General features: G+C 73.0%; 17 protein-coding genes. 6 read left to right on the forward strand and 11 right to left on the reverse strand.

The window, feature by feature from the left end; translation table 11 throughout:
- The first annotated feature begins 16 nt into the window (after positions 1 to 16).
- The 4 genes from ASG49_RS10320 to ASG49_RS10335 all read left to right on the forward strand — a co-directional run bounded on the left by ASG49_RS10320 (position 17) and on the right by ASG49_RS10335 (position 7,715).
- A complete protein-coding gene (locus ASG49_RS10320; RefSeq protein WP_082534012.1) occupies positions 17 to 1,498 on the forward strand; it encodes a hemolysin family protein in 1,482 nt (493 codons plus the stop codon).
- Entirely contained in the window at positions 1,495 to 2,502 is a 1,008-nt protein-coding gene (locus ASG49_RS10325) for a CNNM domain-containing protein (protein WP_056541117.1), read from the forward strand. The genes ASG49_RS10320 and ASG49_RS10325 overlap by 4 nt, the downstream gene beginning before the upstream one ends.
- Positions 2,503 to 2,673: 171 nt before the next feature.
- Positions 2,674 to 5,844 (forward strand): S8 family serine peptidase, encoded by a 3,171-nt coding sequence (locus ASG49_RS10330; protein ID WP_200936270.1) that lies wholly within the window; start codon positions 2,674 to 2,676, stop codon positions 5,842 to 5,844.
- Between the two features lie 185 nt (positions 5,845 to 6,029).
- Positions 6,030 to 7,715, forward strand: a complete 1,686-nt coding sequence (locus tag ASG49_RS10335) for a sulfatase (protein WP_056541122.1) — start codon at positions 6,030 to 6,032, stop codon at positions 7,713 to 7,715.
- A gap of 67 nt (positions 7,716 to 7,782) precedes the next feature.
- Here the strand turns inward: ASG49_RS10335 and ASG49_RS10340 are convergent, their stop codons facing one another.
- The 11 genes from ASG49_RS10340 to ASG49_RS10390 form a co-directional block, all read right to left on the reverse strand.
- Positions 7,783 to 9,291: a mannitol dehydrogenase family protein gene (locus ASG49_RS10340; RefSeq protein WP_056541123.1), complete on the reverse strand. Its 1,509-nt coding sequence runs from the start codon at positions 9,289 to 9,291 to the stop codon at positions 7,783 to 7,785.
- Entirely contained in the window at positions 9,288 to 10,208 is a 921-nt protein-coding gene (locus ASG49_RS10345; protein WP_082534013.1) for a carbohydrate ABC transporter permease, read from the reverse strand. The genes ASG49_RS10340 and ASG49_RS10345 overlap by 4 nt, the downstream gene beginning before the upstream one ends.
- Positions 10,205 to 10,894, reverse strand: coding sequence for a carbohydrate ABC transporter permease (locus ASG49_RS19335; protein WP_369814220.1), 690 nt, complete (start codon positions 10,892 to 10,894; stop codon positions 10,205 to 10,207). The genes ASG49_RS10345 and ASG49_RS19335 overlap by 4 nt, the downstream gene beginning before the upstream one ends.
- A gap of 310 nt (positions 10,895 to 11,204) precedes the next feature.
- Positions 11,205 to 12,563, reverse strand: coding sequence for a sugar ABC transporter substrate-binding protein (locus tag ASG49_RS10355; protein ID WP_056541126.1), 1,359 nt, complete (start codon positions 12,561 to 12,563; stop codon positions 11,205 to 11,207).
- Positions 12,564 to 12,680: 117 nt separating this feature from the next.
- Positions 12,681 to 13,454, reverse strand: coding sequence for a DeoR/GlpR family DNA-binding transcription regulator (locus ASG49_RS10360; protein ID WP_056541127.1), 774 nt, complete (start codon positions 13,452 to 13,454; stop codon positions 12,681 to 12,683).
- A gap of 273 nt (positions 13,455 to 13,727) precedes the next feature.
- Positions 13,728 to 14,579 (reverse strand): pyridoxal kinase PdxY, encoded by an 852-nt coding sequence (gene pdxY, locus ASG49_RS10365; RefSeq protein ID WP_056541130.1) that lies wholly within the window; start codon positions 14,577 to 14,579, stop codon positions 13,728 to 13,730.
- Between the two features lie 89 nt (positions 14,580 to 14,668).
- Positions 14,669 to 15,484, reverse strand: a complete 816-nt coding sequence (locus ASG49_RS10370; RefSeq protein WP_235562017.1) for a dioxygenase — start codon at positions 15,482 to 15,484, stop codon at positions 14,669 to 14,671.
- Positions 15,485 to 15,523: 39 nt separating this feature from the next.
- Positions 15,524 to 16,216, reverse strand: coding sequence for a uracil-DNA glycosylase (locus ASG49_RS10375; RefSeq protein WP_056541132.1), 693 nt, complete (start codon positions 16,214 to 16,216; stop codon positions 15,524 to 15,526).
- Between the two features lie 128 nt (positions 16,217 to 16,344).
- On the reverse strand, positions 16,345 to 17,163 hold the full coding sequence (locus tag ASG49_RS10380) for an alpha/beta fold hydrolase (RefSeq protein ID WP_200936271.1): 819 nt from the start codon (positions 17,161 to 17,163) through the stop codon (positions 16,345 to 16,347).
- A gap of 68 nt (positions 17,164 to 17,231) precedes the next feature.
- On the reverse strand, positions 17,232 to 18,695 hold the full coding sequence (locus ASG49_RS10385) for an aminotransferase class V-fold PLP-dependent enzyme (RefSeq protein ID WP_235562018.1): 1,464 nt from the start codon (positions 18,693 to 18,695) through the stop codon (positions 17,232 to 17,234).
- Entirely contained in the window at positions 18,692 to 20,023 is a 1,332-nt protein-coding gene (locus tag ASG49_RS10390; RefSeq protein WP_056541136.1) for an MFS transporter, read from the reverse strand. The genes ASG49_RS10385 and ASG49_RS10390 overlap by 4 nt, the downstream gene beginning before the upstream one ends.
- Positions 20,024 to 20,132: 109 nt before the next feature.
- Between ASG49_RS10390 and ASG49_RS10395 the strand changes: the two genes are divergently transcribed.
- Complete coding sequence (locus ASG49_RS10395; RefSeq protein ID WP_056541346.1) at positions 20,133 to 21,407, forward strand: SLC13 family permease; 1,275 nt, start codon at positions 20,133 to 20,135, stop codon at positions 21,405 to 21,407.
- A gap of 51 nt (positions 21,408 to 21,458) precedes the next feature.
- A complete protein-coding gene (locus ASG49_RS10400) occupies positions 21,459 to 22,208 on the forward strand; it encodes a potassium channel family protein (protein ID WP_056541138.1) in 750 nt (249 codons plus the stop codon).
- Positions 22,209 to 22,276: the final 68 nt, after the last annotated feature.

Genomic DNA, 22,276 nt, shown 5'->3' on the forward strand with positions numbered 1-22,276 from the left:
GCGAGGTGGTGCGCTGATGTGGGTCCTCTCGCTCCTCCTCGGCGTCCTCGTCGTGCTGGCGATCACCGCCGCGACGGGGTGGTTCGTGGCCCAGGAGTTCGCCTACATGTCGGTGGACCGCTCCCGGCTCAAGGCGCGCGCCCAGGCCGGTGACGCGGCCGCCGAGCGCGCGCTGGCGGTGACCCGGCGCACCTCCTTCATGCTCTCGGGCGCCCAGCTCGGCATCACCGTCACCGCGCTGCTCGTCGGCTACGTCGCGGAGCCGCTGATCGGCGAGTCGCTGGGCGAGGCGCTGGGCGGGATCGGCGTACCGACCGCGGTGGGCGTCGGCGTCGGCACCGTGCTGGCGCTGCTGCTCTCGACGTTCGTGCAGATGATCTTCGGCGAGCTGTTCCCCAAGAACCTCGCCATCGCCCGCCCGGAGGCCCTCGCGGTCGGGCTGGCCACCTCCACGACGCTCTACCTGCGGCTCTTCGGCTGGCTCATCACGTTCTTCGACAAGGCCTCCAACCGGCTGCTCCGGCTGGCCGGCATGGAGCCGGTCCACGACGTCGAGCACGCCGCCACCCCGCGCGACCTCGAGCACATCGTGGCCGACTCGCGCGAGAGCGGCGACCTGCCGGCCGAGCTGTCGGTGCTGCTCGACCGGGTCCTGGACTTCCCCGACGACGACGTCGAGCACGCGATGGTGCCCCGCGCCCGCGTCGACGTGGTCCGCCCCGACGACGGCGTCGAGGTGCTGTGGGGCCTGATGAGCAGCGGCCACTCGCGCTACCCCGTGCTCGACGAGCACGACGAGGTGGTCGGGGTGGTGCACCTGCAGGACGTGCTCGGTGCCGGCCGCGACGCGAGCGGCACCGCGGCGACCCTGATGCGCTCGGCGGTGCGGGTGCCGACCCTGATGCGACTGCCCGACGCGCTGCGCACCATGGTCACCGAGCGTGCCCAGCTGCTGTGCGTGCTCGACGAGTACGGCGGCTTCGCGGGCGTCGTCACCGGCGAGGACCTCGCCGAGGAGATCGTCGGCGAGATCGAGGACGAGCACGATCCGGCGCCCCCGCCCGCCGCCGAGGAGGGTGAGCCCGGCAGCTGGACGGTGCCCGGCGACCTCCACGTCGACGAGGTGGAGCGACTGCTCGACCGCGAGCTCGCCGACAGCGAGGCCGAGACGGTCGGCGGTCTGCTGATCGAGGCCCACGGCGCCCTGCCCGAGGTCGGCACCACGGTCACCGTCGAGCTGCCGCCCGACCCGGCGGCGGTCCTCGACGACGAGGAGCCCCCCGTGGAGCAGGTGCGGCTGGAGGTCCTCGAGGTCGAGCGTCACGTGCCGTCCGTCGTACGCCTGACGCTGGAGGTGCGTCCCGAACCGGCCCCCGACGACCGGCCCGACGACCTCCCCGACGACCGGCCCGACGACCTCCCCGACGACCGGCCCGACGACCGGCCCGACACCGATGACCGGACGAGCACCCTCGTCGAGCAGGAGGACCACCGATGAGCCCGATCGTCGTCGTCGCCGTCACGGTCCTGCTGATCGTGCTGAGCGCGCTGTTCGTGGCCGCGGAGTTCGCGCTGCTCGCGGTCAAGCGCCACCGGCTGCAGGACAACGCCGCCGACAGCCGCTCGGCCCGCGCCGCGCTGCGCAGCTTCGACGAGCTGACGGTGCTGCTGGCCGGTTGTCAGCTCGGCATCACCGCTGCGGCCCTGGGGCTGGGTGCGGTCACCAAGCCGGCGCTGGACTACACCCTGACGCCGGTCTTCGCGTCCTGGGGGCTGCCGAGCTGGGTCGCCGGCACGCTCGGCTTCGTGCTGGCCCTGCTGATCGTCACCTTCCTCCACCTCGTGGTCGGCGAGATGGCGCCCAAGTCGTGGGCGATCGCCCACCCCGAGGCGGCGGCCACCGCGCTCGCGCTGCCGATGCGGGGCTTCATGTTCCTCACCCGGCCGCTGCTGGTGGCGCTCAACGAGGCCGCCAACTGGTGCCTGCGTCGCGTCGGGGTCGAGCCGCAGGACAGTCCCCACAGCGGTCAGAGCGCCGAGGACCTGCGCCAGCTGGTCGAGCATTCGGCCGGGGCCGGCACCCTCGACGCCGGCCGGTCGGCGCAGCTGACCTCGGCCCTGGAGCTGGAGACGCTGACCGTGGGCGACCTGGTGCGCCCCGGCGACCGGGCCACCGCCGTCACCGACGACCAGGACGTGGCCGCGGTGCGCGCCGCGACCGTGGCCTCGGGCCACCTGCGGGTGCTGGTGCGGGCGGGTGCCCACGTCGTGGGCGTGGTGCACGTGCGCGACACCATGCTCGAGCCCGACGACCGACCGGCCCGCGAGGTGATGCGGGCGGTGCTGCACCTGGACGCCGGCCGCCCGCTCCACGAGTCGCTCACGACGATGCGCGACACGCGGGCGCACCTGGCCGTGGTCGAGGACGACGGCGTGCCGGTGGGGGTGGTGACGCTGACCGACATCGTGCAGCGGCTCTTCCCGATCGACCGCGCCGCCTGAGGTCTCCCTCACGTAACGATCGCCTGCACCCCCTTCCCCGCCTCGCGGGGAGGGGGGTTCGCTGGTCCGGGCGTCGCACTCGGGCGGCGTCCGACCGCGTGCTCGCGCGCGGTCCGCTCGAAGGGAAGCATCGTGAACCACAGGTTTTCTCGGGGCCTGGTGGGACTGGCGGTGGCGTCGCTGACGACCACCGGCCTGGCCCTCACCTCCACCGCGGCCACGGCCGCACCACCGGACGCCCCGCCCGGCGCCGGCGCCGGGCTCGACAAGCAGGACCGCGCGCTGCTCGGCGAGGCTCGCGCCCAGGGCGAGAAGCGGGTCACCCTGCTCGTCGCCGCGAAGCAGGGCAGCACGAGCGCCGTCGCCGACCGGCTGGAGGCCCTCGGCGGCCGCGTCGAGGCGAGCGAGGCCGAGGTGGGCTACCTCCGCGTCTCGGTCCCGACCTCGCAGGCCAAGGCCGCGGCCAAGGCCAGCGGCGTCCAGGCCGTCGACCTCGACCAGGTGATCCCGCTCGAGGACCCGCGTCCCGCGGGCACCCAGGACCCCACGCCGTACGCCGCGCCCGGCAAGCGCACGCCCAAGGTCAACCCCTACATGCCGATCGGTGAGACCGGTGCCGCCCAGCTCACCGCATCGAAGAAGAAGTGGGACGGCCGCGGCACCACCATCGGCATCGTCGACAGCGGCGTCGACCTCGACCACCCGTCGCTGCAGGAGACCTCGACCGGGGACCGCAAGATCCTCGACTGGAAGACCTACACCGACCCCGTGGGCGACGACGACCCGACCTGGCTGGACATGTCCGACAGCGTCAGCGGCCGCACCTTCGTCTACGACGGCACCACCTACAAGGCGCCGCGCAACCGGGCGTACACCGTCGACGTGCTCGACGAGCGCGACCCGCGCCTGGCCGGCGAGGTCGGCAACGACCTCGACCGCGACGGCAACCCCGCCGGCAGCACCGGCGAGTTCGCGGTGCTGCGCGACACCAGGACCGACGAGGTCTGGGTCGATACCGACCGCGACGCCGACTTCCGCGACGAGCAGGCGATGACGGAGTACGCCGACGAGTACGACGTCGGCCACTTCGGCACCGACGACCCCGCCACCCCGGTCAAGGAGACGATGCCCTTCGTCGTCCAGGTCGAGGGCGACTACGTCAACATCGGCATCGTCTCGGGGGCCCACGGCTCCCACGTCGCCGGCATCACCGCCGCCAACGCCATGTTCGACGGCAAGATGAGCGGCGCCGCCCCCGGCGCGAACCTGAAGTCGGTGCGGGTCTGCCTGTTCGTCAGCGGCTGCACCGCGCACGCCCTGATCGAGGGCATGGCCTGGCTGGCCCAGGCCGACGTCGACGTCATCAACATGTCGATCGGCGGCCTCCCGGCCCTCAACGACGGCAACAACGCCCGGGCGGTCCTCTACGACCGGCTGGTCGACACCTACGGCGTGGAGATCTTCATCTCGGCCGGCAACAGCGGCTCGGGCATGAACACCGTCGGCGACCCCTCGGTGGCCACCAAGACGGTCAGCGTCGGCTCCTCGGTGAGCGACGACACCTGGCGCTCGAACTACGGGTCGGACTCCGCCTTCGCCGACAACCTGCACGGCTTCTCCTCCCGCGGTCCCCGCGAGGACGGCGGCTTCAAGCCGCAGGTCGTGGCCCCGGGGTCGGCCATCTCCACGGTGCCGCAGTGGCAGGACCCGAAGAACGCCTGCATCGCGCAGACCTGCCCGCCGGGCTACGCCATGTTCAACGGCACCTCGATGGCCTCGCCGCAGGCTGCTGGTGCAGCGGCGCTGCTCCTCGGCGCGGCCAAGGACAGCAAGCTCTCGGCCACCCCGGCGCAGCTGCGCCAGGCGATGACCTCGACGGCGCGGTTCTTCGACCGCTACGGCGCCTACGAGCAGGGCAACGGCCTCATCGACACGGTCAAGGCCTGGCAGGTCCTCGAGGCGCAGCCCCAGACCGTCGAGATCGGCTCCTCGGTCGAGGTCAACACGGCGCTCTCGGACTTCCTGGCGGTGCCGGGCAAGGGCACGGGCATCAACGACCGCGAGGGCGTGGCCGCGGGTGACTCCTACACCCGGACCTACACCTTCACCCGCTACTCGGGACGGGGCGGCAACGTCCGCTACGACCTGAGGTGGGTCGGCAACGACGGCACCTTCAGCGCGCCGGCGTCGGTGAGCCTGCCGCTCGCGACCCCGACCACGGTGGCCGTCAAGGTCAACCCCAGGACGACCGGGGCCCACTCGGCGGTGCTCAACCTCGACGACGCCGCAACTCCGGGCACCGACGCCCAGACCCTCAACACGGTGGTGGCCTCGGAGAAGTTCACGGCCGCCAACGACTACACCGTGGCCAAGACCGGCTCGATCGGGCGCAACCAGACCACGTCGTACTTCTTCGACGTGCCGGAGGACACGCCGGCATTCAAGGTGGACCTCAAGGGCGGCGGCACCGCACCCGGCGCCGGCCAGATCCGGTTCCTGCGGTTCCACCCCTACGGCGTCGGCGTGGAGGCCAACTCGACGACCTCCTGCTACAACCCCAACGCCGGGGCCGGCTGCGCCGCGGGCTCGCCCACGAGCCGCACGGTGACCGACCCGCAGGCCGGTGTCTGGGAGGTGACGGTCGAGGCCCGACGGACCTCGGACGCCGCCAGCGCGCCGTACACCCTCACCGGCTCGGTGCTGGGTGCCGAGGTCGCGCCCGACCCCACCGAGATCGCCACGGCCACGGCCGGGACCCCGGTGCAGCGCGACTGGACCATCACCAACACCTTCGGTGAGTTCACCGGGCGGGCGGTCGGCACGACCCTGGGCAGCGCCAAGCGGGGCGAGCAGACCATCAAGGCCGGCGAGGCCCAGCAGTTCCAGGTGCCGGTGACCGCGGGGACCACGTCGCTGCGGGCCACCATCGGCAGCACCTCCGACGCCGGTGCCGACCTCGACCTCGTGGTCTACGACTGCACCACCGGCACCTGCAAGGTCGCCGGCCAGTCCGCCGACGGCGACTCCGAGGAGTCGGTGACGATCACCAAGCCGGCCGCGGGCACCTGGCTGGTGCTGGTGGACGGGTACGCCGTGCCGTCGGGCTCGACGACCTACGACTACGTCGACGTCTTCACCAACCCCACGCTCGGCGCGGTCGCGGTGACCGACACCGACCAGGTCCGACCCGCCAAGGCCAGCTGGACCGTCCCGGGCACGGTGACGGCGCTGCAGGCCCCCGCCACCGGGCGTCAGCTGCTCGGTGCGGTCGAGGTGCGGACCTCGGAGAACGTGCTCGTCGGGTCCGGCGACGTGGTCGTCGGGTCGGTGACCGCTCCGTAGCAAAGTAGCCGGCCCGGGGCGTGCCCCGGGCCGGTGGACCAGTCGACGGCGGTGTTCGGGTTCTGCTCCCGACCACCGCCGTCGGCGCCTACGCTCCCCGCGGGACCCGCCTGACCAGGCCCGTAGTCAACTATGCTGATCGACATTGTGTAGTTTGACCCTGGTCCCGTCTCGGAGGTGGTCCTGTGATCCGTCGTACGACCGTGGTGCTCGTGGCCCTGGCCCTGGTGGGCGGAGCGTGCGCCGCTCCGCCACGGGTCGCCGAGCCTGCCGTGGCCGCCCTGTTCTCCGCCCACGAGCCGACCACCGCCGTCGTCGGTGCAGCGGCCGCTCCGGCGCCGCGACCCAACGTCACGGTCATCGAGACCGACGACATGCGCACCGACGACCTGCGGTTCATGCCACGCACCCGCGCGCTGATCGGCGAGCGCGGCCTGAGCTTCGAGAACTCCTTCGCGCCCAACCCGCTGTGCTGCCCCTCACGGGCCAGCTTCCTGACCGGTCGCTTCTCCCACAACCACGGGGTCCTGACCCACGAGGAGCCCTACGCCTTCGCCTCGTTCGACGACCGCTCGACGCTCGCCACCGCCCTGCGAGCCGCCGGCTACCGCACCGCGATGCTCGGCAAGTACCTCAACGGCTACGGGCAGCAACGGCTGCGGCGGCCGGCGGCCCTGGCCGGGACGTCCTCGCTGCGCTACGTGCCGCCCGGGTGGACCCACTGGGCCGCGGGCTCCACGGGCACCTACAACTACTTCCAGATGTCCCAGAACGTGAACGGCCGGATCGTCAGGTCACCGGGCCGCTACTCCACCGACCTGCTGGGCGAGCAGACCCGCGCGCTGACGGACCGGTGGCGCACGGGGAAGCCGTGGTTCGTGTGGTGGAACCCCGTGGCGCCCCACCACGGTGCCCCGGGCGAGCCCGACGACCCCCGCCCCACGCGCCGCGCGGACGGCTCGACCTACCGGTGGGTGACCCCGGCTCGCCCGGGCTGGGTCAAGGGCCGCTTCGACGCGGTGATCCGCAGCGGTGCCGGGGTGCCGTCGTCCGGCTCGCCCGAGGCCGACATGCGCGACAAGCCCGGTTACCTGCAGACGTCCGACCTCACCTCGGCCGACCGGGCCGCGCTGACCGAGGTGACCCGCCAGCGCGCCGAGGCGCTCTACGTGCTCGACGTGCAGGTCGGCCGCACCCTCGACCGGTTGCGCACGACCGGGCAGCTCGCCCGGACCATCGTGGTGTTCACCTCCGACAACGGCTACTACCTCGGCGAGCACCGGAGGCGACAGGGCAAGATCAACGCCCACGAGCCGTCGCTGCGGGTCCCGCTGCTCATCGCCGGGCCCGGGGTCCCCCGGGGACGGCGCTACGACCCGGCCAGCACCGTCGACCTCGCGCCGACCATCGCGTCGTACGCCGGCGCCCGGCTCTCGCGCCCCGACGGCGTCGACCTGCGGGGCACCATCGTCGGCGGTGACCGGGGGTGGGACCGTCCGGTGCTCACCGAGGGCCGCACCGAGATCCCGGCCCACCTGCGGGGCCGGTGGGAGGGGGATCCCCCCGAGGTGCAGCGAGGCGGGCTCAACAGCCGCGGCCTCCGGCTGGGGCGCTGGAAGCTGACCCGCTACTCCACCGGTGAGCGCGAGCTCTACGACCTCGCTGCCGATCCCCTCGAGCTGGTCAACCTCGCCGGCGACCCGGCCAGCGCCGAGGTGCTCGACCAGCTGACCGCCCTGCACCGCAGCTACCAGAGCTGCGCCGCGGACGCGTGCCGGGTGCCGCTGCCCGAGGCGTTCGTCGTCAGCCCCGAGCGCAACCGGCAGGTCACGCAGGCCCAGGCGGCGGCGGTGGGGGAGTACTTCCGCTGAGTCAGGTCACGGCCGCGAGGGCGGGTCCGGGCCGACCGGTCTCCCCGTCGCACGCCGCCCGGCGGGACTACGCCCGGTCCGCCTGCCAGCGCTCCAGGGTCGCCCGGGCGCCGTGCTCGTGGAGCGAGGACAGCGCCTCGAGGTAGGGCTCGGTGAAGCGCGGCTGGTCGGCGAGGTCGTCGAAGAGGTCGCGGTCCTCGAGGAACGCCAGCGGCTCCTCGCCCTGGCGGGAGGCCCGCTCCATGACGGCGTCCTTGCGGCGGTCGACGACCTCGATCGCCTCGCCCTGCTCGTCGACGCCCTCGGCGTAGCGGGCCCAGGCGGCCACGACCAGGGCGGAGCGACGCACCTCCCCGTCGTGGGCGAGGTTGTGGCTGATCACCGGCACCAACCAGGTCGGGATCCGGTCGGAGCTCTCGGCGGCGAGCCGGGCCAGGGTGTCGCGGATCTCGGGGTTGGCGAACCGCTCCACGAGCTGGTGGCGGTAGGCGTCGAGGTCGACGCCGGGGACCGGCTCGAGCGTGGGGGAGCCCTCGCGCTCCATGTAGTCGAGCAGGAACCCGGCGAACAGCTCGTCCTGGCAGACCTCGTGGGCGTAGCGGTAGCCGCTGAGGTAGCCGAGGTAGCACAGCGCCTGGTGGCTGGCGTTGAGCAGCCGCAGCTTCATCAGCTCGTAGGGGTGCACGTCGTCGACGACCTGCACGCCCACCTCCTCGAAGGCGGGGCGCCCGTCGGTGAAGCGGTCCTCCAGCGCCCACTGGGTGAAGTCCTCGCACACCACCGGCCAGCCGTCGACCAGCCCGGTGTCGCGCTGCAGCTCCTCGCGGTCCGCGTCGGTGGTGACCGGGGTGATCCGGTCGACCATCGAGTTGGGGAAGGCGACGTTCTCGTCGATCCACGCGCCGAGCTCGGCGTCGCGGCGGGTGGCGAAGGCGGTCACCATCTTGTGCGCGACGTGGCCGTTGCCCTGGATGTTGTCGCACGACATCACCGTGAACGGCGCCGTCCCGGCCGTACGCCGCCGCGCCAGCGCCTCGGTGAGGAACCCGAACGTCGTGACCGGCGCCGCGTCGCCGCGCAGGTCGGCCTGGATGCCCTCGTCGCGGTCGTCGAAGTCTCCGGTCACCGGGTTGACGTGGTAGCCGCCCTCGGTGACGGTCAGCGACACGATGCGCACCGCCGGGTCGGTCATCCGCTCCAGCACCGCCTCGGGGTCGGCCGGGGCGTGGAGGTAGTCGAGCATCGAGCCGACCACCCTCCGGTCGCGGCTGCCGTCGGCGTGCTTGAGCACCAGCGTGTAGAGGCCCTGCTGCTCGCGGAGCACCTCGGCCATCCGGGCGTCCTGGGGGAGCACCCCGACGCCGGTGATGCCCCACTCCTCGGAGCCGGGGACGCCCTGCTCGAGCAGCCGGTCGACGTACATCGCCTGGTGGGCGCGGTGGAAGCCGCCCACCCCGAGGTGGACGATGCCGGTCCGCACGCGGGACCGGTCGTAGCCGGGCACCGAGATCGACGGGTCGAGCCCGCCGAGGCTGTCGGGGTGCAGCCGCGTGGCCCGGTGCGCCGTCGTGCTCACTTGACCGCCCCCAGGGAGAGGCCGCGCACCAGCTTGTCCTGGGCCGCGAAGCCGGCGATGAGCACCGGCAGCGAGACCAGGGTGGCGGCGGCGCACAGCTTGGCCAGGAACAGGCCCTGGCTGGAGATGAAACCGACCAGGAAGATCGGCGCCGTGGCCGCGGTGGTGGAGGTCAGGTTGACCGCGAACATGAACTCGTTCCAGCTGAAGATGAAGCAGATCAGGCTGGTCGCGGCCAGGCCCGGCGCCGCGATGGGCGCCACGACCGAGACCATCGTGCGCAGGAATCCCGCGCCGTCCATCCTGGCCGCCTCGAGGATCTCGACCGGCACCTCGGCCAGGAACGAGCGCATCATCCACACCGCGATCGGCAGGTTCATCGAGGTGTAGAGCACGACCAGCGTGATGACGTTGTCGAGCATCCCGGTGTTCTGCACGATCAGGTAGATCGGCAGCAGCGCCGCGATGGGGGGGAGGAACTTGGTGGAGAGGAAGAAGAACATGACGTCCGTCCACTTCTCCACCGGCCGGATGCTCAGGGCGTACGCCGCGGGCACGGCCAGCAGCAGCACCAGCAGCGTCGAGACGATGCTCGCCGTGGCCGAGTTGATGAGGTACGGCGTGACGTTGCGGTCGAACAGCGCCGCGTAGTTCTCCAGGGTGAGCGGCGCCAGGATCGAGGGCGGGTTGGTCGCCGCGTCGGCCTCGATGTGCAGCGAGGTCAGCACCATCCACGCGACGGGCGCGAAGAACAGCAGCGTCACCACCCAGGCGCTGATCGTCCAGCCGATGCCGGCCGGGGCCGAGGTGTCGTCCTTGGCCTTGCGTCGGCGGCGTCGCTGCGCCGCGGGCAGCGCCCGGTCGTCCTCGCCCGGGGCCTCGTCGGCGTCCTGCGGGTTCTCCAGGGTCTGGCTCATCGGCTCATCTCCTCCTCGCTGAACAGCGACGAGATGGTCCGCAGCGCGAAGGTGGCGACGACGATCGTGCCGACCACCACCACGACGCCGGCCGCAGCGGCCTCGCCGTACTCGAACTTGCGGAACATCGTCAGGTAGATCTCGTAGGGCAGGTTGGTCGTCGCCGACCCGGGTCCGCCCTGGGTGATGGTGTAGATCGCGTCGAAGGTCTGCACGACGTAGACCGAGCCGAGCAGCACCGACAGCTCGATGTAGCGGCGCAGGTGCGGCAGCGTGATGTGGCGGAAGATCTGCCAGCTGCTGGCGCGGTCGATGCGGGCCGCCTCGAGGACGTCACCGGGCTGCGACTGCAGCCCCGCCAGCAGGATCAGCATCATGAACGGCGTCCACTGCCACACCAGGGCCGCGACCACGGCGGGCATCGGCGTGGTGGAGATGTAGTCGACGATCGGCCCCTCCTCGGCCCCGAACAGCTGCCAGATCGCGTTGAGGGTGCCGTTGAACAGGCCGTAGTCGGGGTTGTAGAGCGCGTGCTTCCACAGCAGCGCCGAGGCCACCGGCATCACCAGGAACGGCGCGATCAGCAGGGTGCGGCACACGCCCCGGCCGGGGAACTTCTTGTCGAGCAGCACCGCGATGCCCAGCCCGATCAGCAGGCTGACGACGACCACCGAGGCGGTCAGCACGACGGTGTTGAGGACCGCGTTGCGCAGCCGGGAGTCGGTGAAGACGGTGGCGAAGTTGGAGAGCCCGGCGAAGGACTCGTAGACCCCGAGGCCCAGGAAGCTCTTGGTGCCCGGTCGCTGGATGTTCCAGTTGAGGAACGAGACCGCGATCGTGATCAGGAACGGGATCTGCGTGACGATGATCGTGAAGACCAGCGCCGGCAGCAGCGGACCGCGTCGGGACCACCGCTCCTTGGAGGAGCGCTTGGAGGGGGGCGGCCCCCCCGCCGCGGCGTCGGACGCCGCGGNGGGCGGTCGGTGGTGGTCGTGCTCACTGGTAGTCCTTGGCCACGTCCTCGGCCAGCTTCTGGCCGTTGGCGAGGGCCTCCTCGACGGTCCCGCGACCGGCGATGGCGGCGGCGATGTCCTGGGACACCTTGGTGCCGAGGTCCTGGAACTCCGGGATGGCGACGAACTGGACGCCGACGGTGGGTCGGGCCTGGACGCCGGGGTCGGTCGGGTTGGCGTTCTCGATGGACTCCAGGGTCTGGGGACCGAACGCGGCGGCGGCCTTCTTGTACTCCGGGATCTCGTAGGTCGACTCACGCTTGCCCGCCGGGACCCGGGCCCAGCCCAGCTCCTTGCCGACCAGCTGCTCGTAGTCCTTCGAGGACGCCCAGCTCATGAACTGCGCGGCCGCGTCGGCCTTCTGGGTGGTCTCGGGCATCGCCCAGGCCCACGCCCACAGCCAGCCGGCGGACTCGGTCTCCTTGACCGGCGCCGCGGCGTAGCCGACCTTGCCGGCGACCTTGCTCACGGCGGGGTCCTCGAGCGAGCCGGCGGCCGACGTGGCGTCGTACCACATCGCGACCTTGCCCTGGCTCATCGCGTTGAGGCACTCGGTGAAGCCGGCCTGGGCCGCTCCGGGCTCGCCGTGGGCCTTGATCAGGTCGACGTAGAAGTCGACCGCCTCGGTGAACTCCGGGCTGTCGACCTCGGGCTGCCAGTCCTCGGTGAACCAGGTGCCGCCGAAGGTGTTGACCACGGTGGTCAGCGGGGCGAACATCTCGCCCCAGCCGGGGAGGCCGCGCAGGCAGATGCCCTTCATGCCGGGCTCGGCGCCGTCGACCTCGGCCGCGGCCTTGGCGACCTGGTCCCAGGTGGGCTTGGCGGGCATGTCGATGCCCTCGCGCTCGAAGATGTCCTTGCGGTACATCAGGAACGACGACTCGCCGTAGAACGGCATCGCGTAGAGCTTGTCGTCGGTGCCGCTCAGCGACTCCACGATCGGGTCGATCAGGTCGTCCTTGTCGTAGTCGCCGGCGTCGGCGTACTCGTCGAGGGGCTTGAGCCAGCCGTTCTCGCTCCAGATCGGCACCTCGTAGGCGCCGATGGTGGCGACGTCGTACTGCCCGGACTTGGTGGCGATGTCCTGGGTCACCTTGTCGCGCAGCTCGTTCTCGGGGAGAATCGTGTAGTTGACCTCGATGCCGGTGTCCTTGGTGAAGCTGTCCTTGGTCAGCTTCTCGATGTCGACCATCTGCGGGTTGCCGACCATCAGGACGTTGATGGACTTCTCGTCGCCGCTGCTGCTGCCACCGCCCGCGCCGGCACCGCAGCCGGCGAGGACGAGGCTCAGCGCGGCCGTGGCGGCGACGGCGAGGCTGCGGGTGCTGGACCGTGTGAGCACGGGTTCTCCTTCGGGGTGCGTCGGCCGGGCCGGGTGGTCCGTGCCTGCGGGTGGGTCGGGGTGTGCGGTTGGGGGATCGAGCTGCCCGGGCGGCGGCGCCGGCCGGGTCCCGGGCGGCTAGGCCCGGACGACGTGGGGGCCCATCGCGCCGAAGCGGTGGGCGTCGGCGACGCTGACGCCGGTGTCGGTGACCAGCGCCTCGAAGTCGGGGATGTCGGCGAAGCGGCAGAAGCTGGAGACGTTGAACTTGGTGTGCACGCCGACGAAGATCCGGCGCCGCGCGCTGGCGACCACCTGGGCCTTGACGGCGGCCACCGCGGGGTCGGGCGTGGTGAGGCCGTGGTCGCGGGAGATGCCGTTGGCGCCGAGGTAGGCCAGGTCGATGACCAGCTCGCGCAGCATCCGGGTCGCCCAGTGGTCGACGGTGGCCATGGTCCGGCCGCGGAGGCGTCCGCCGAGCAGCATCACGGTGACCTGGGGGACGTGGGCGAGCGCGCCGGCGGCGAGCAGCGAGGAGGTGACCACGGTCAGTCGGGCGTCGGGCCGCAGCGACGCGGCGATCGCCTCGGCGACCAGCTGCGGGGTGACGCCCTCGTCGACGTAGATCGACTCGGCGCCCTCGAGGCGGGCGGCGGCGGCGACGGCGATGCGTCGCTTCTCGGCGACCTGGGAGTGGCTGCGCTGCTCGACGTCGCTCTCGTAGCCGACCCCCTCGACGGGGTGGGCACCGCCGTGGACCCGCTGCAGCATGCCGCGCTCGACGAGCTGTCGCAGGTCGCGGCGTACGGTCTCGGGGGCGACGCGCAGGTCGTCGGCGAGCCGGGCCACCTCGACCCTGCCGTCGTGCCGGGCCAGGGCCAGGATGCGCCGCTGCCGCTCGTCGGCCTCCATCGCTGCACCTCCGTCCCGAGCCGGCCCGTCACCGCCGGTGTGTGACCCCCGTCACCCGGGGACGGGCTCAGTGTGGACCACGCGCCGCCCGGGAGGTGAGCCCGGGTGTGGGCCTGGACGTGCCCGAGTCGTGCCCGGGTGGGCGCACGGAAGAGGTAGTGCGTCCGGTTTGGAGCGTGCCAATACGCCCGGGTCCGCGCCGTACGTCGACGGAGCGTGCCCGGGTGCTGCCCGACCGGGCACGACGGTGCCCGCCCAGGTGGGCGCGCCCCCTCAGCGCAGCCGGGTCGGCCCGAAGCGGGCCGGGGGGTCGGCGATGACGTCCTGGGCGGCCACGAGCTGGATCTCCCGGGTGCCGGCCGCGATGGTCTCCTCGAGGATGCCGAAGACCGTCGAGGTCACCCGCTGCAGCGCGGTGGCGGCGTCGCCGGTGCGCAGCAGGTGGGCGAGGAAGACCGCGGCCGTGACGTCGCCGCAGCCGTTGGGGCTGATCGGGAGCAGCGGGGTGCGCACCGACCAGGCGCCGGCGTCGGAGACCGCCACCACGTCGACGTGGCCCGCGGGCGTCTCCTCGGTCAGCACGCTGGTCACCAGCACCGTGCGGGGGCCGCGCTCACGCACGGCGTCGACGGCGGCGAGCAGCTCGGGCACCGTGCGCGTGGTGGTGCCGGCGAGGAAGTCGAGCTCGAAGTGGTTGGGGGTGATCACGTCGGCCGCGGGCACCACCCGGTCGCGCATCAGCTCGGGGATGCCGGGGCGCACGAACATGCCGCGCCCGACGTCGCCCATCACGGGGTCGCAGCAGTAGACCGCGTCGGCGTTGAGCTCCTTGGCGCGGGCGACGGTCTCGAGGACCACGTCGCCGACCTCCTCGCCGCCCTGGTAGCCGCTGAGCACCGCGGCGACGCGCGCCAGCGCGCCCCGCTCCTCGACCCCGCGGACCACCTCGCGCAGGTCGGCGGCCGAGAGCAGCGGGCCGCGCCACTCGCCGTAGCCGGTGTGGTTGGAGAAGTGGACGGTGTTGACCGCCCACGCCTCGATGCCGAGCCGCTGCAGCGGGAAGACCGCCGCGCTGTTGCCGACGTGCCCGAAGGCGACCGAGGACTGGATGGTCAGGAGCTCCATGGGCGTCAGTCTGGCGCACGGGGTGGGGGGTGGTGCGGGGCGCCGGCGGTTTCCCAGGCGACCTCGGGAAACCGTTCCCGGCCGGCGCCTCAGGCCAGGACCACCGACCGCTTGGAGAGCCCCATCCAGTAGCCGTCGATGACCTGGTCGCCCGGGGCGGCCGGGTCGGTGGCGGCGCCGAGCGCCACGAACAGCGGCGTGTAGTGCTCGACCGTGGGGTGGGCGTAGGGCATGCCCGGCGCCCTCGAGCGGTACGACGCGAGCTCGGCCACGTCGCCGCGCGTCAGCGCCTCGGCGGCCCAGTGGTCGAAGTCCTGCGACCAGCCGGGGGCGGCGGCGTCGATGCGGAACTCGCGCAGGAACGGCAGGCCGTGGGTCAGGAAGCCCGACCCCATCACCAGCACGCCCTCGTCGCGCAGCTCGCGCAGCCGGGCGCCCAGTGCCAGCAGCCGGTCCGGGTCGTGGGTGGGCAGCGACATCTGGAGCACCGGGATGTCGGCCTCGGGATACATGATCGTCAGCGGCACCCAGGCGCCGTGGTCGAGCCCGCGGGTGGGGTGGTGGTGCACCGGCTCGGCGCTGGGCATCATCGCCGCAACTCGATCCGCGAGGGCGCTCGCGTCCGGGGTGCGGTAGGTCATCCGGTAGTAGCGCTCGGCGAACCCGCCGAAGTCGTAGACCAGGTCGGTGCCCGGCCCCGAGGCGCTCAGCATCAGCGGCGCCGACTCCCAGTGGGCGCTGACGACGAGGATCGCCTTCGGCCGCGGGAGGCTCGCGGCGAGGGCGCGCAGCTGGCCCGACCACACCGGGTCGTCGAGAAGCGGCGGGGCGCCGTGGCCGATGTAGAGGGCCGGCATCCGGCCGGCGGTGGCGTCGGGGGCGGCGGAGAGCGGGGTGGCGGTCATGGTCGTCCTAACACTTGAGATTTCAAGTGTATGCCCGGATCAGGGCAGGCGCCAGTCCACGGGCTCCCCGCCCTGCTCCACCAGCAACCGGTCCACGCGGCTGAACGGCCGGGACCCGAAGAAGCCGCGGTGCGCCGACAGCGGGCTCGGGTGCACCGACTCGACCCACGGCACCGGGCCCAGCTCGCCCTTGAGCGACTGCGCGTCTCGGCCCCACAGCACCGCCGCCAGGGGTACGCCGGACGCGGCCCGCTCCGACAGCACGCGGATCGCCCGGTCGGTGACCTGCTCCCACCCGCGTCCGCGGTGGGCGGCCGACTGGCCGGGGGTGACCGTCAGGCACCGGTTGAGCAGCATCACCCCGGCGTCCGCCCACGGCGAGAGGTCGCCGGACGTCGGCACCGGCACGCCGAGGTCGTCGACCAGCTCGCGGAAGACGTTGACCAGGCTCTTGGGCGGGGCCACCCCGGGGGCGACCGAGAAGCTGAGGCCCACCGGGTGGCCCGGGGTGGGGTAGGGGTCCTGCCCCACCAGCAGCACCTTGACCGAGGCCAGCGGGCGCTGGAAGGCCCGCAGCACGTGGTCGCCGGCCGGCAGGTAGCCGCGTCCGGCCGCCACCTCCTCGCGCAGGAAGGTGCCCATCCGGGCGATCTGCTCGTCCACGGGGGCGAGGGCCTCGGCCCAGTCGGCGGCGACCAGCCCACGGTCGACGAGTCCGGCGAGAGCGCTCATGCCACCACCCTAGGGAGCGGGCCGCACGCGGGTCCGGACAAGGGTCGGGGCCGGTGCACTGAGGACTCTCCCAAGGGTTCCTCAGGGCACCGGCCCCGCTCGGGCCTGGCGGAGGCCCGAGGTCTGTGTCAGCCGAGGAAGGCGAGCAGCGCCCGGTTGAACTCGTCGGCGTGGCTGACGTTGAGGCCGTGCGGGCCGTCCTGGACCACGACCAGCTCGGCGCCGTCGACGATCTCGGCGGTGCGCTTGCCCGAGACCTCGAACGGCACGGTCGCGTCGCCGTCGCCGTGGATGACCAGGGTCGGCACGGTGACCTTCTCCAGGTCGGCGCGGAAGTCGGTGGTGCCGAAGGCGTGGATGCACTCCACCAGGCCCTGGTCGCCGGCCCTCGCCGCGAGGGCGAGCGCCTGCTGGCGCTGCTCCTCGGTGACCTTGAGCTCGCCGCCGGCCGAGAAGAAGTCGGTGGTGAACCCGTCGAGGAAGCCCTCGCGGTCGTCGCGGGCGCCCTGCTGCATGCCCTCGACGTCGTCCTGGCCCAGGCCGCCCTCGGGGTTGTCGTCGGTCTTGAGCAGGTAGGGCGGGACGGCGGCGGCGAACACCGCGGCGCGGACCCGGTCCTGGCCGTGGGTGCTGATGTAGCGGGCGATCTCGCCGCCGCCCATCGAGAACCCGACGAGGGCGACGTCGCGCAGGTCGAGCTCCTCCAGGAGCCCGGCGAGGTCGGCCGCGAAGGTGTCGTAGTCGTAGCCGGAGTCGGGCTTCTCGGAGTCACCGAAGCCGCGGCGGTCGTAGGTGATGACGCGGTGTCCGGCTGCGGTCAGCGCGGGCACCTGCTCGGACCAGGAGGCGCCGCTGAGGGGCCAGCCGTGGATGAGGACGACGGGGCGTCCGTCACCCCCGGTGTCCTCGAAGTGCAGGGAGACGCCGTTGGCGGTCACGTCGGGCACGGGATGTCACCTCTCGAAGGACGGGGATCGTGCTGGACGACCGGGCTCGTACCCCGCTCCCGCACTCCCTAACGCGCCGGGTGCACAGGTGTGCTCGCGGCGGCCCGCACCGGCTGCTGCAGCCGCTCCAGGAACCGGCCCAGCAGCGCCTCGCGCAGCGCGGGCGAGGCCAGGTCGAGCAGGGCGTTCACCTCGGCCATCGACTCCGGCAGGTCGCCGCCGGCGGCGGCGTCCATCCCGGCCGCGGCCAGCAGGCCGTCGAAGTCGTCGTCGCTCAGCACGGCGGGGTCCAGGGCGCGGACGAGGTCGGCGACGCCCGGGTCGACGACGACCGGGCCCGCCTCGCGCGCCGCGACGACGGCGTCGGCGAGGTCGGCCAGGAACTGCGCGACGTGCGGCGCGGTCGCGGCGCTGGGGGACAGGTGCAGCGTCGGCGCGTGGCCGTCGTGGGACAGCTGCGGCTGCACCAGCCACCCCGCCCGCGTCATGGCGTCGGTCAGCGTGAACACGTCGCAGCTGCCGTCGGTGCCCAGCGCGACCAGTGAGGCGTCGGGGGCGGCGACGACGTGCAGGCCCTCGATCGCACCGACGCCCTCCACCAGCCGGTCGACGGCGTCGAGCAGGGTGCGCGTCAGCTCCAGGTAGCCCGCGTCGCCGAGCTGCCGCACCACCGCCCACGCGCCGGCGAGCGGGCCGCCCGAGCGGGTGGACTGCGTCGTGGAGTTGAGCATCGTGTAGCCCGGCCAGCGGGCCGAGGTGAAGTACTGCGGCCGGCGCAGCGTGGCGTCGCGGTGCAGCAGCACCGAGGTGCCCTTGGGGGCGTAGGCGTACTTGTGCAGGTCGACCGAGATGCTGGTGACACCGGGCACCGCGAAGGTCCACGGCGGCACGTCGCGGCCCAGCCGGGCGGCGTACGGCAGCACCCAGCCACCGATGCAGGCGTCGACGTGGCAGCGCACGCCGCGCGCCGCCGCGGCCGCGGCGATCCGGTCGACGCGGTCCACCACCCCGTGGGCGTACGACGGGGCGCTGGCCACCACGAGCACGGTGCCGTCGTCGATCGCGGCGGCCGTGGCCGCGGGTCGGGCGCGGAAGTCCTCGCCGACCGCGACCGTCACCACCTCGACGCCGAAGTAGTGCGCCGCCTTGTGGAACGCCGGGTGGGCGGTCGAGGGCAGCACCATCCGCGGCCGGTCGACGTCGGGCCGGGAGTCCCGGGCGCCCTGCACGGCGAGCAGCACCGACTCGGTGCCGCCGGAGGTGACGGTGCCGACCGTGCCCTCGGGCGCGTCGAGCAGGTCGCAGGTGAAGCCGACCAGCTCGTTCTCCATCGCGAGCAGGCTGGGGAACGCGGTCGGGTCGAGCCCGTTGGAGCCGGCGTACGCCGCCACCGCCTCGCGCCCGACGCGGTCGACCTCCGCCAACCCGGAGTCGTAGACGTAGGCCAGCGTGCGGCCGCCCGTCACGGGCACGTCGCCCTGCTGCATCGCGCGCAGCCGGGCGAGGACGTCGTCGTCGTGGTGCTCGGTCACCGTTCCACCTCCGTGGCGTCGAGGGAGTAGCCCCGCAGCGGGAGCAGGCTGAGCAGCACCAGCGCCGCGGGCACGACCGAGAAGCCGAGCGTGATCGCGAGCACCGCCGAGCCGGGCTGGACCTGGGTCATCCAGTCGGCGGGCTGGTCGGTGGACACGTAGCCGCCGAGCGCCAGCAGCACGGCGTACAGCGCGGGGCCGAGGGCCAGGCCGAGGGTCTCCCCGGCGGTCCACACGCCGGTGTAGACGCCGGCGCGGTTCTCGCCGGTGCGGGTGGCGTCGACGGCCACGGCGTCGGGCAGCATCGCCAGCGGGAACACCTGGACGCCGGCGTAGCCGACGCCGACCAGCGCCGTCGCGGCGTACACCAGGGCGACGGGGACGTGCCCCGCCGTGGTGAGCAGCAGCGCCGCGACGACGAGCACGAGCGAGGAGGCGACGTAGCCGCGGCGCTTGCCCACGCGACGGCCGACCGCGCTCCACACCGGGGTGAGCAGCAGCGCCGGACCGACGAAGCAGACGAAGAGCAGCGTCGCCGCCGAGCGGTCGACCAGCACCCACCGCGAGACGTAGGCGACCCCGGCGAGCATCGCGCCCACGGCCAGCGCCTGGACCACGAAGGTGGTGAGCAGCAGCCGGAAGTCGCGCGCCGCGGCGACCACCCGCAGCTGGTCGCGCAGGCTGCCCGTGCCGGCGGCGACCGTGCCGACGGGGGCGCCGCGGGTGCCGAGGTAGGCGCCGACCACGCCGAGCACGAGCAGCAGGGCCACCGCCAGCCCCATCACGCGGTAGCCGGTGCGGCCCTCGAAGGCGTCGCGCACGGCCGGCGCCGACGCGCCGCTGACCATGATCGCCAGCGCCAGGATCGCCACCCGCCAGGTCATCAGCCGGGTGCGCTCGTCGTAGGACGACGTCATCTCCGCCGGCATCGCGACGTAGGGCACCTGGAAGAAGGCGTACGCCGTCGCGCAGGCCACGAACGTCACCAGCACCCACGCTGCGTCGAAGGTCCGCGACCCCAGGTCGGGGCCGGCGAAGATCAGCGCGAACGTCGCCGCCAGGGCGAGCCCGGCCCGCAGCAGCCAGGGCCGCCGCGGTCCGCGGGGGTCCTCGGTGCGGTCGGTGACCCGGCCCGCGACCGGGTTGAGCACGACGTCCCAGGCCTTGGGCAGGAACACGATCAGCCCCGCCAGCGCCGCGGCGATGCCGAGGGTGTCGGTCAGGTAGGGCAGCAGCACCAGGCCGGGGACGGTGCCGAAGGTGCCCGTCGCCACCGAGCCCAGGCCGTAGCCGACGCGGGTCCGGGTCGACAGCGCGTCGGTCGGCATGGCCGCAATCTAGTGGCAGCAGCCGTCCATCGGGCCCGTGCACGACGGGCCCGGGCGCCGCCGGTGTGGTACCCACGGTGTGACCACGCTCACCTCGGGAGGCCGATCCGTGTCCGCTGCAGTCCTGTCCATCGTCGTCCTCGCGGTGATCTTCGTCGTGGCGACGTTCCGCTCGGTGAACATGGGCGTGCTCGCCCTGTTCGCGGCCTTCGCCGTCGGCCTCGGGGCGGCCGACATGTCGCAGGCCGACGTGCTGGCGGGGTTCCCCTCCGACATCTTCCTGATCCTGGTCGGGCTCACCTTCATGTTCGGCTTCGCCCAGCAGAACGGCACCATCGACTGGATCGTGGCCGCCGGGCTCCGGCTGGTGCGGGGCCGGGTTGCCGCGGCGCCCTGGATCTTCTTCGTCCTCACCGCGGCCCTGATCTCGGTGGGCGCGCTGTTCGCGGTCGCGATCGTGGCACCGCTGGCCATCCCGTTCGCCCGGCGCTACGCCATCAACCAGCTGATGATGGGGCTGATGGTGGTGCACGGGGCGCTCGCCGGGGCCTTCTCCCCGATCAGCGTCTACGGCAGCTTCATCGCCGGCTACCTGCGCGGCGAGGACCTGCCGATCTCGCCGCTCGCCCTGTTCCTCGGCCCGTTCGTGTTCAACGTGGTCGTGGGGGTGCTGGTCTACGTGTTCATGGGCGGGCGCGCCCTGCTCGGGCGGCGGGTCGACACCGAGGCGCCCGCCGCGCCGGACGGGTCCGCGGACGGTGCACCGGCACCGGGGCCGCAGCGGCTGGGCGCCTACCAGGCGCTCACCCTGGCGGGGCTGCTGCTGCTGGCCGCGCTGTCGGTCGCCACCGACCTCGACACCGGTGTCGTCGCCATCAGCATCGGCGCGCTCTTCGCGCTGCTCGCACCGGCCGACTCCAAGCGGGCGCTGGACGGCGTCAGCTGGTCGGTGATGATGCTGATCTGCGGCATCCTGACCTACATCAACGTGCTCGAGACCGCGGGCGCCGTGGACTACGTCAGCGAGGCGATCACCAGCATCGGCGCACCGCTCCTCGCGGTGCTGCTGCTGTGTTACCTCGCCGGCGTCACCTCGGCGGTGGCCTCCTCGCTCGGCATCATCGGCGTCGCCATCGCGCTCGCCGTGCCGTTCCTCGAGCAGGGCTCGGTCAGCCCGATCGCCTTCACCGTCGCGCTGGCCGTGGCTGCCACCGTCGTGGACGTCAGCCCCTTCTCCACCAACGGTGCCCTCGTCCTCGCCAACGTGCCCGAGGTGGACCGCGACGCGATGTACCGCCGGATGCTGGGGTACGCCGGCGTGGTGGTCGCGGCGGGCCCGGGCCTGGCCTGGCTGACCTTCCTGGTGCCCGCCTCGCTCGGCTGAGGCGCGTCGCGGGCGGCGTACGACCGCAGGCGGGTGCCATGATCACTGGCCATGGCGACCCTGCGACGACCCAGCGAGGCGGGGTGGGACCGCCGGGTCCAGTGGCCCCTGGTGGCGGTCTCGCTGCTCTTCGTCGCGGCGTACGCCTGGCCGATCCTCGACCCGACCCTCCCGCTGGCGCTGCGCCGGACGCTCTCGACGGTCGTCACGTTGACCTGGGTGGTGCTCACCGGCGAGTTCGTGGTCCGGCTGCTGCTCGCGCGCGACCGGTGGCGCTTCGTGCGCGACCACCCGCTCGACCTCGCCGCCGCCCTGCTGCCGGTCTTCCGGCCGCTGCGGCTGCTGCGGCTGCTCTCGCTGCTGACGCTGCTCGACCGGGTCGGCCGGGGCTCGCTCCGCGGCCGCGTCGGGCTCTACGTCGCCGCGTCGGTGACGCTGATCGTGCTGACCGGCTCGCTGGCGGTGCTCGACGCCGAGCGCGGCTCGTCGGGGCCGATCCAGACCTACGGCGACGCGCTGTGGTGGTCGGTGGAGACCATCACGACCGTCGGCTACGGCGACATGTACCCCGTCACCGTCACCGGCCGGGTGGTGGCCGGCCTGCTGATGCTCGCCGGCATCGGCGTGCTCGGCACCGTGACCGCCGGCATCGCCTCGTGGCTGGTGGAGCGGGTGGAGGACCTCGGTGAGCAGGAGGACCTCGAGCAGGGCACCGCGCCGGCCACGGCCACCGACGTGCAGGCGCTGCGCGAGGAGGTACGCCGGCTGCGCGAGGAGCTGGCCGCCCGACCGCCTCCGTAGGGGGTTCGTCGGTCGAGCCGGTCGTCGGTCGAGCCTGTCGAGACCATGTCCGGGCATGCCTGCGGCCC

This window comes from Marmoricola sp. Leaf446, assembly GCF_001424755.1.
Taxonomy (GTDB): domain Bacteria; phylum Actinomycetota; class Actinomycetes; order Propionibacteriales; family Nocardioidaceae; genus Marmoricola.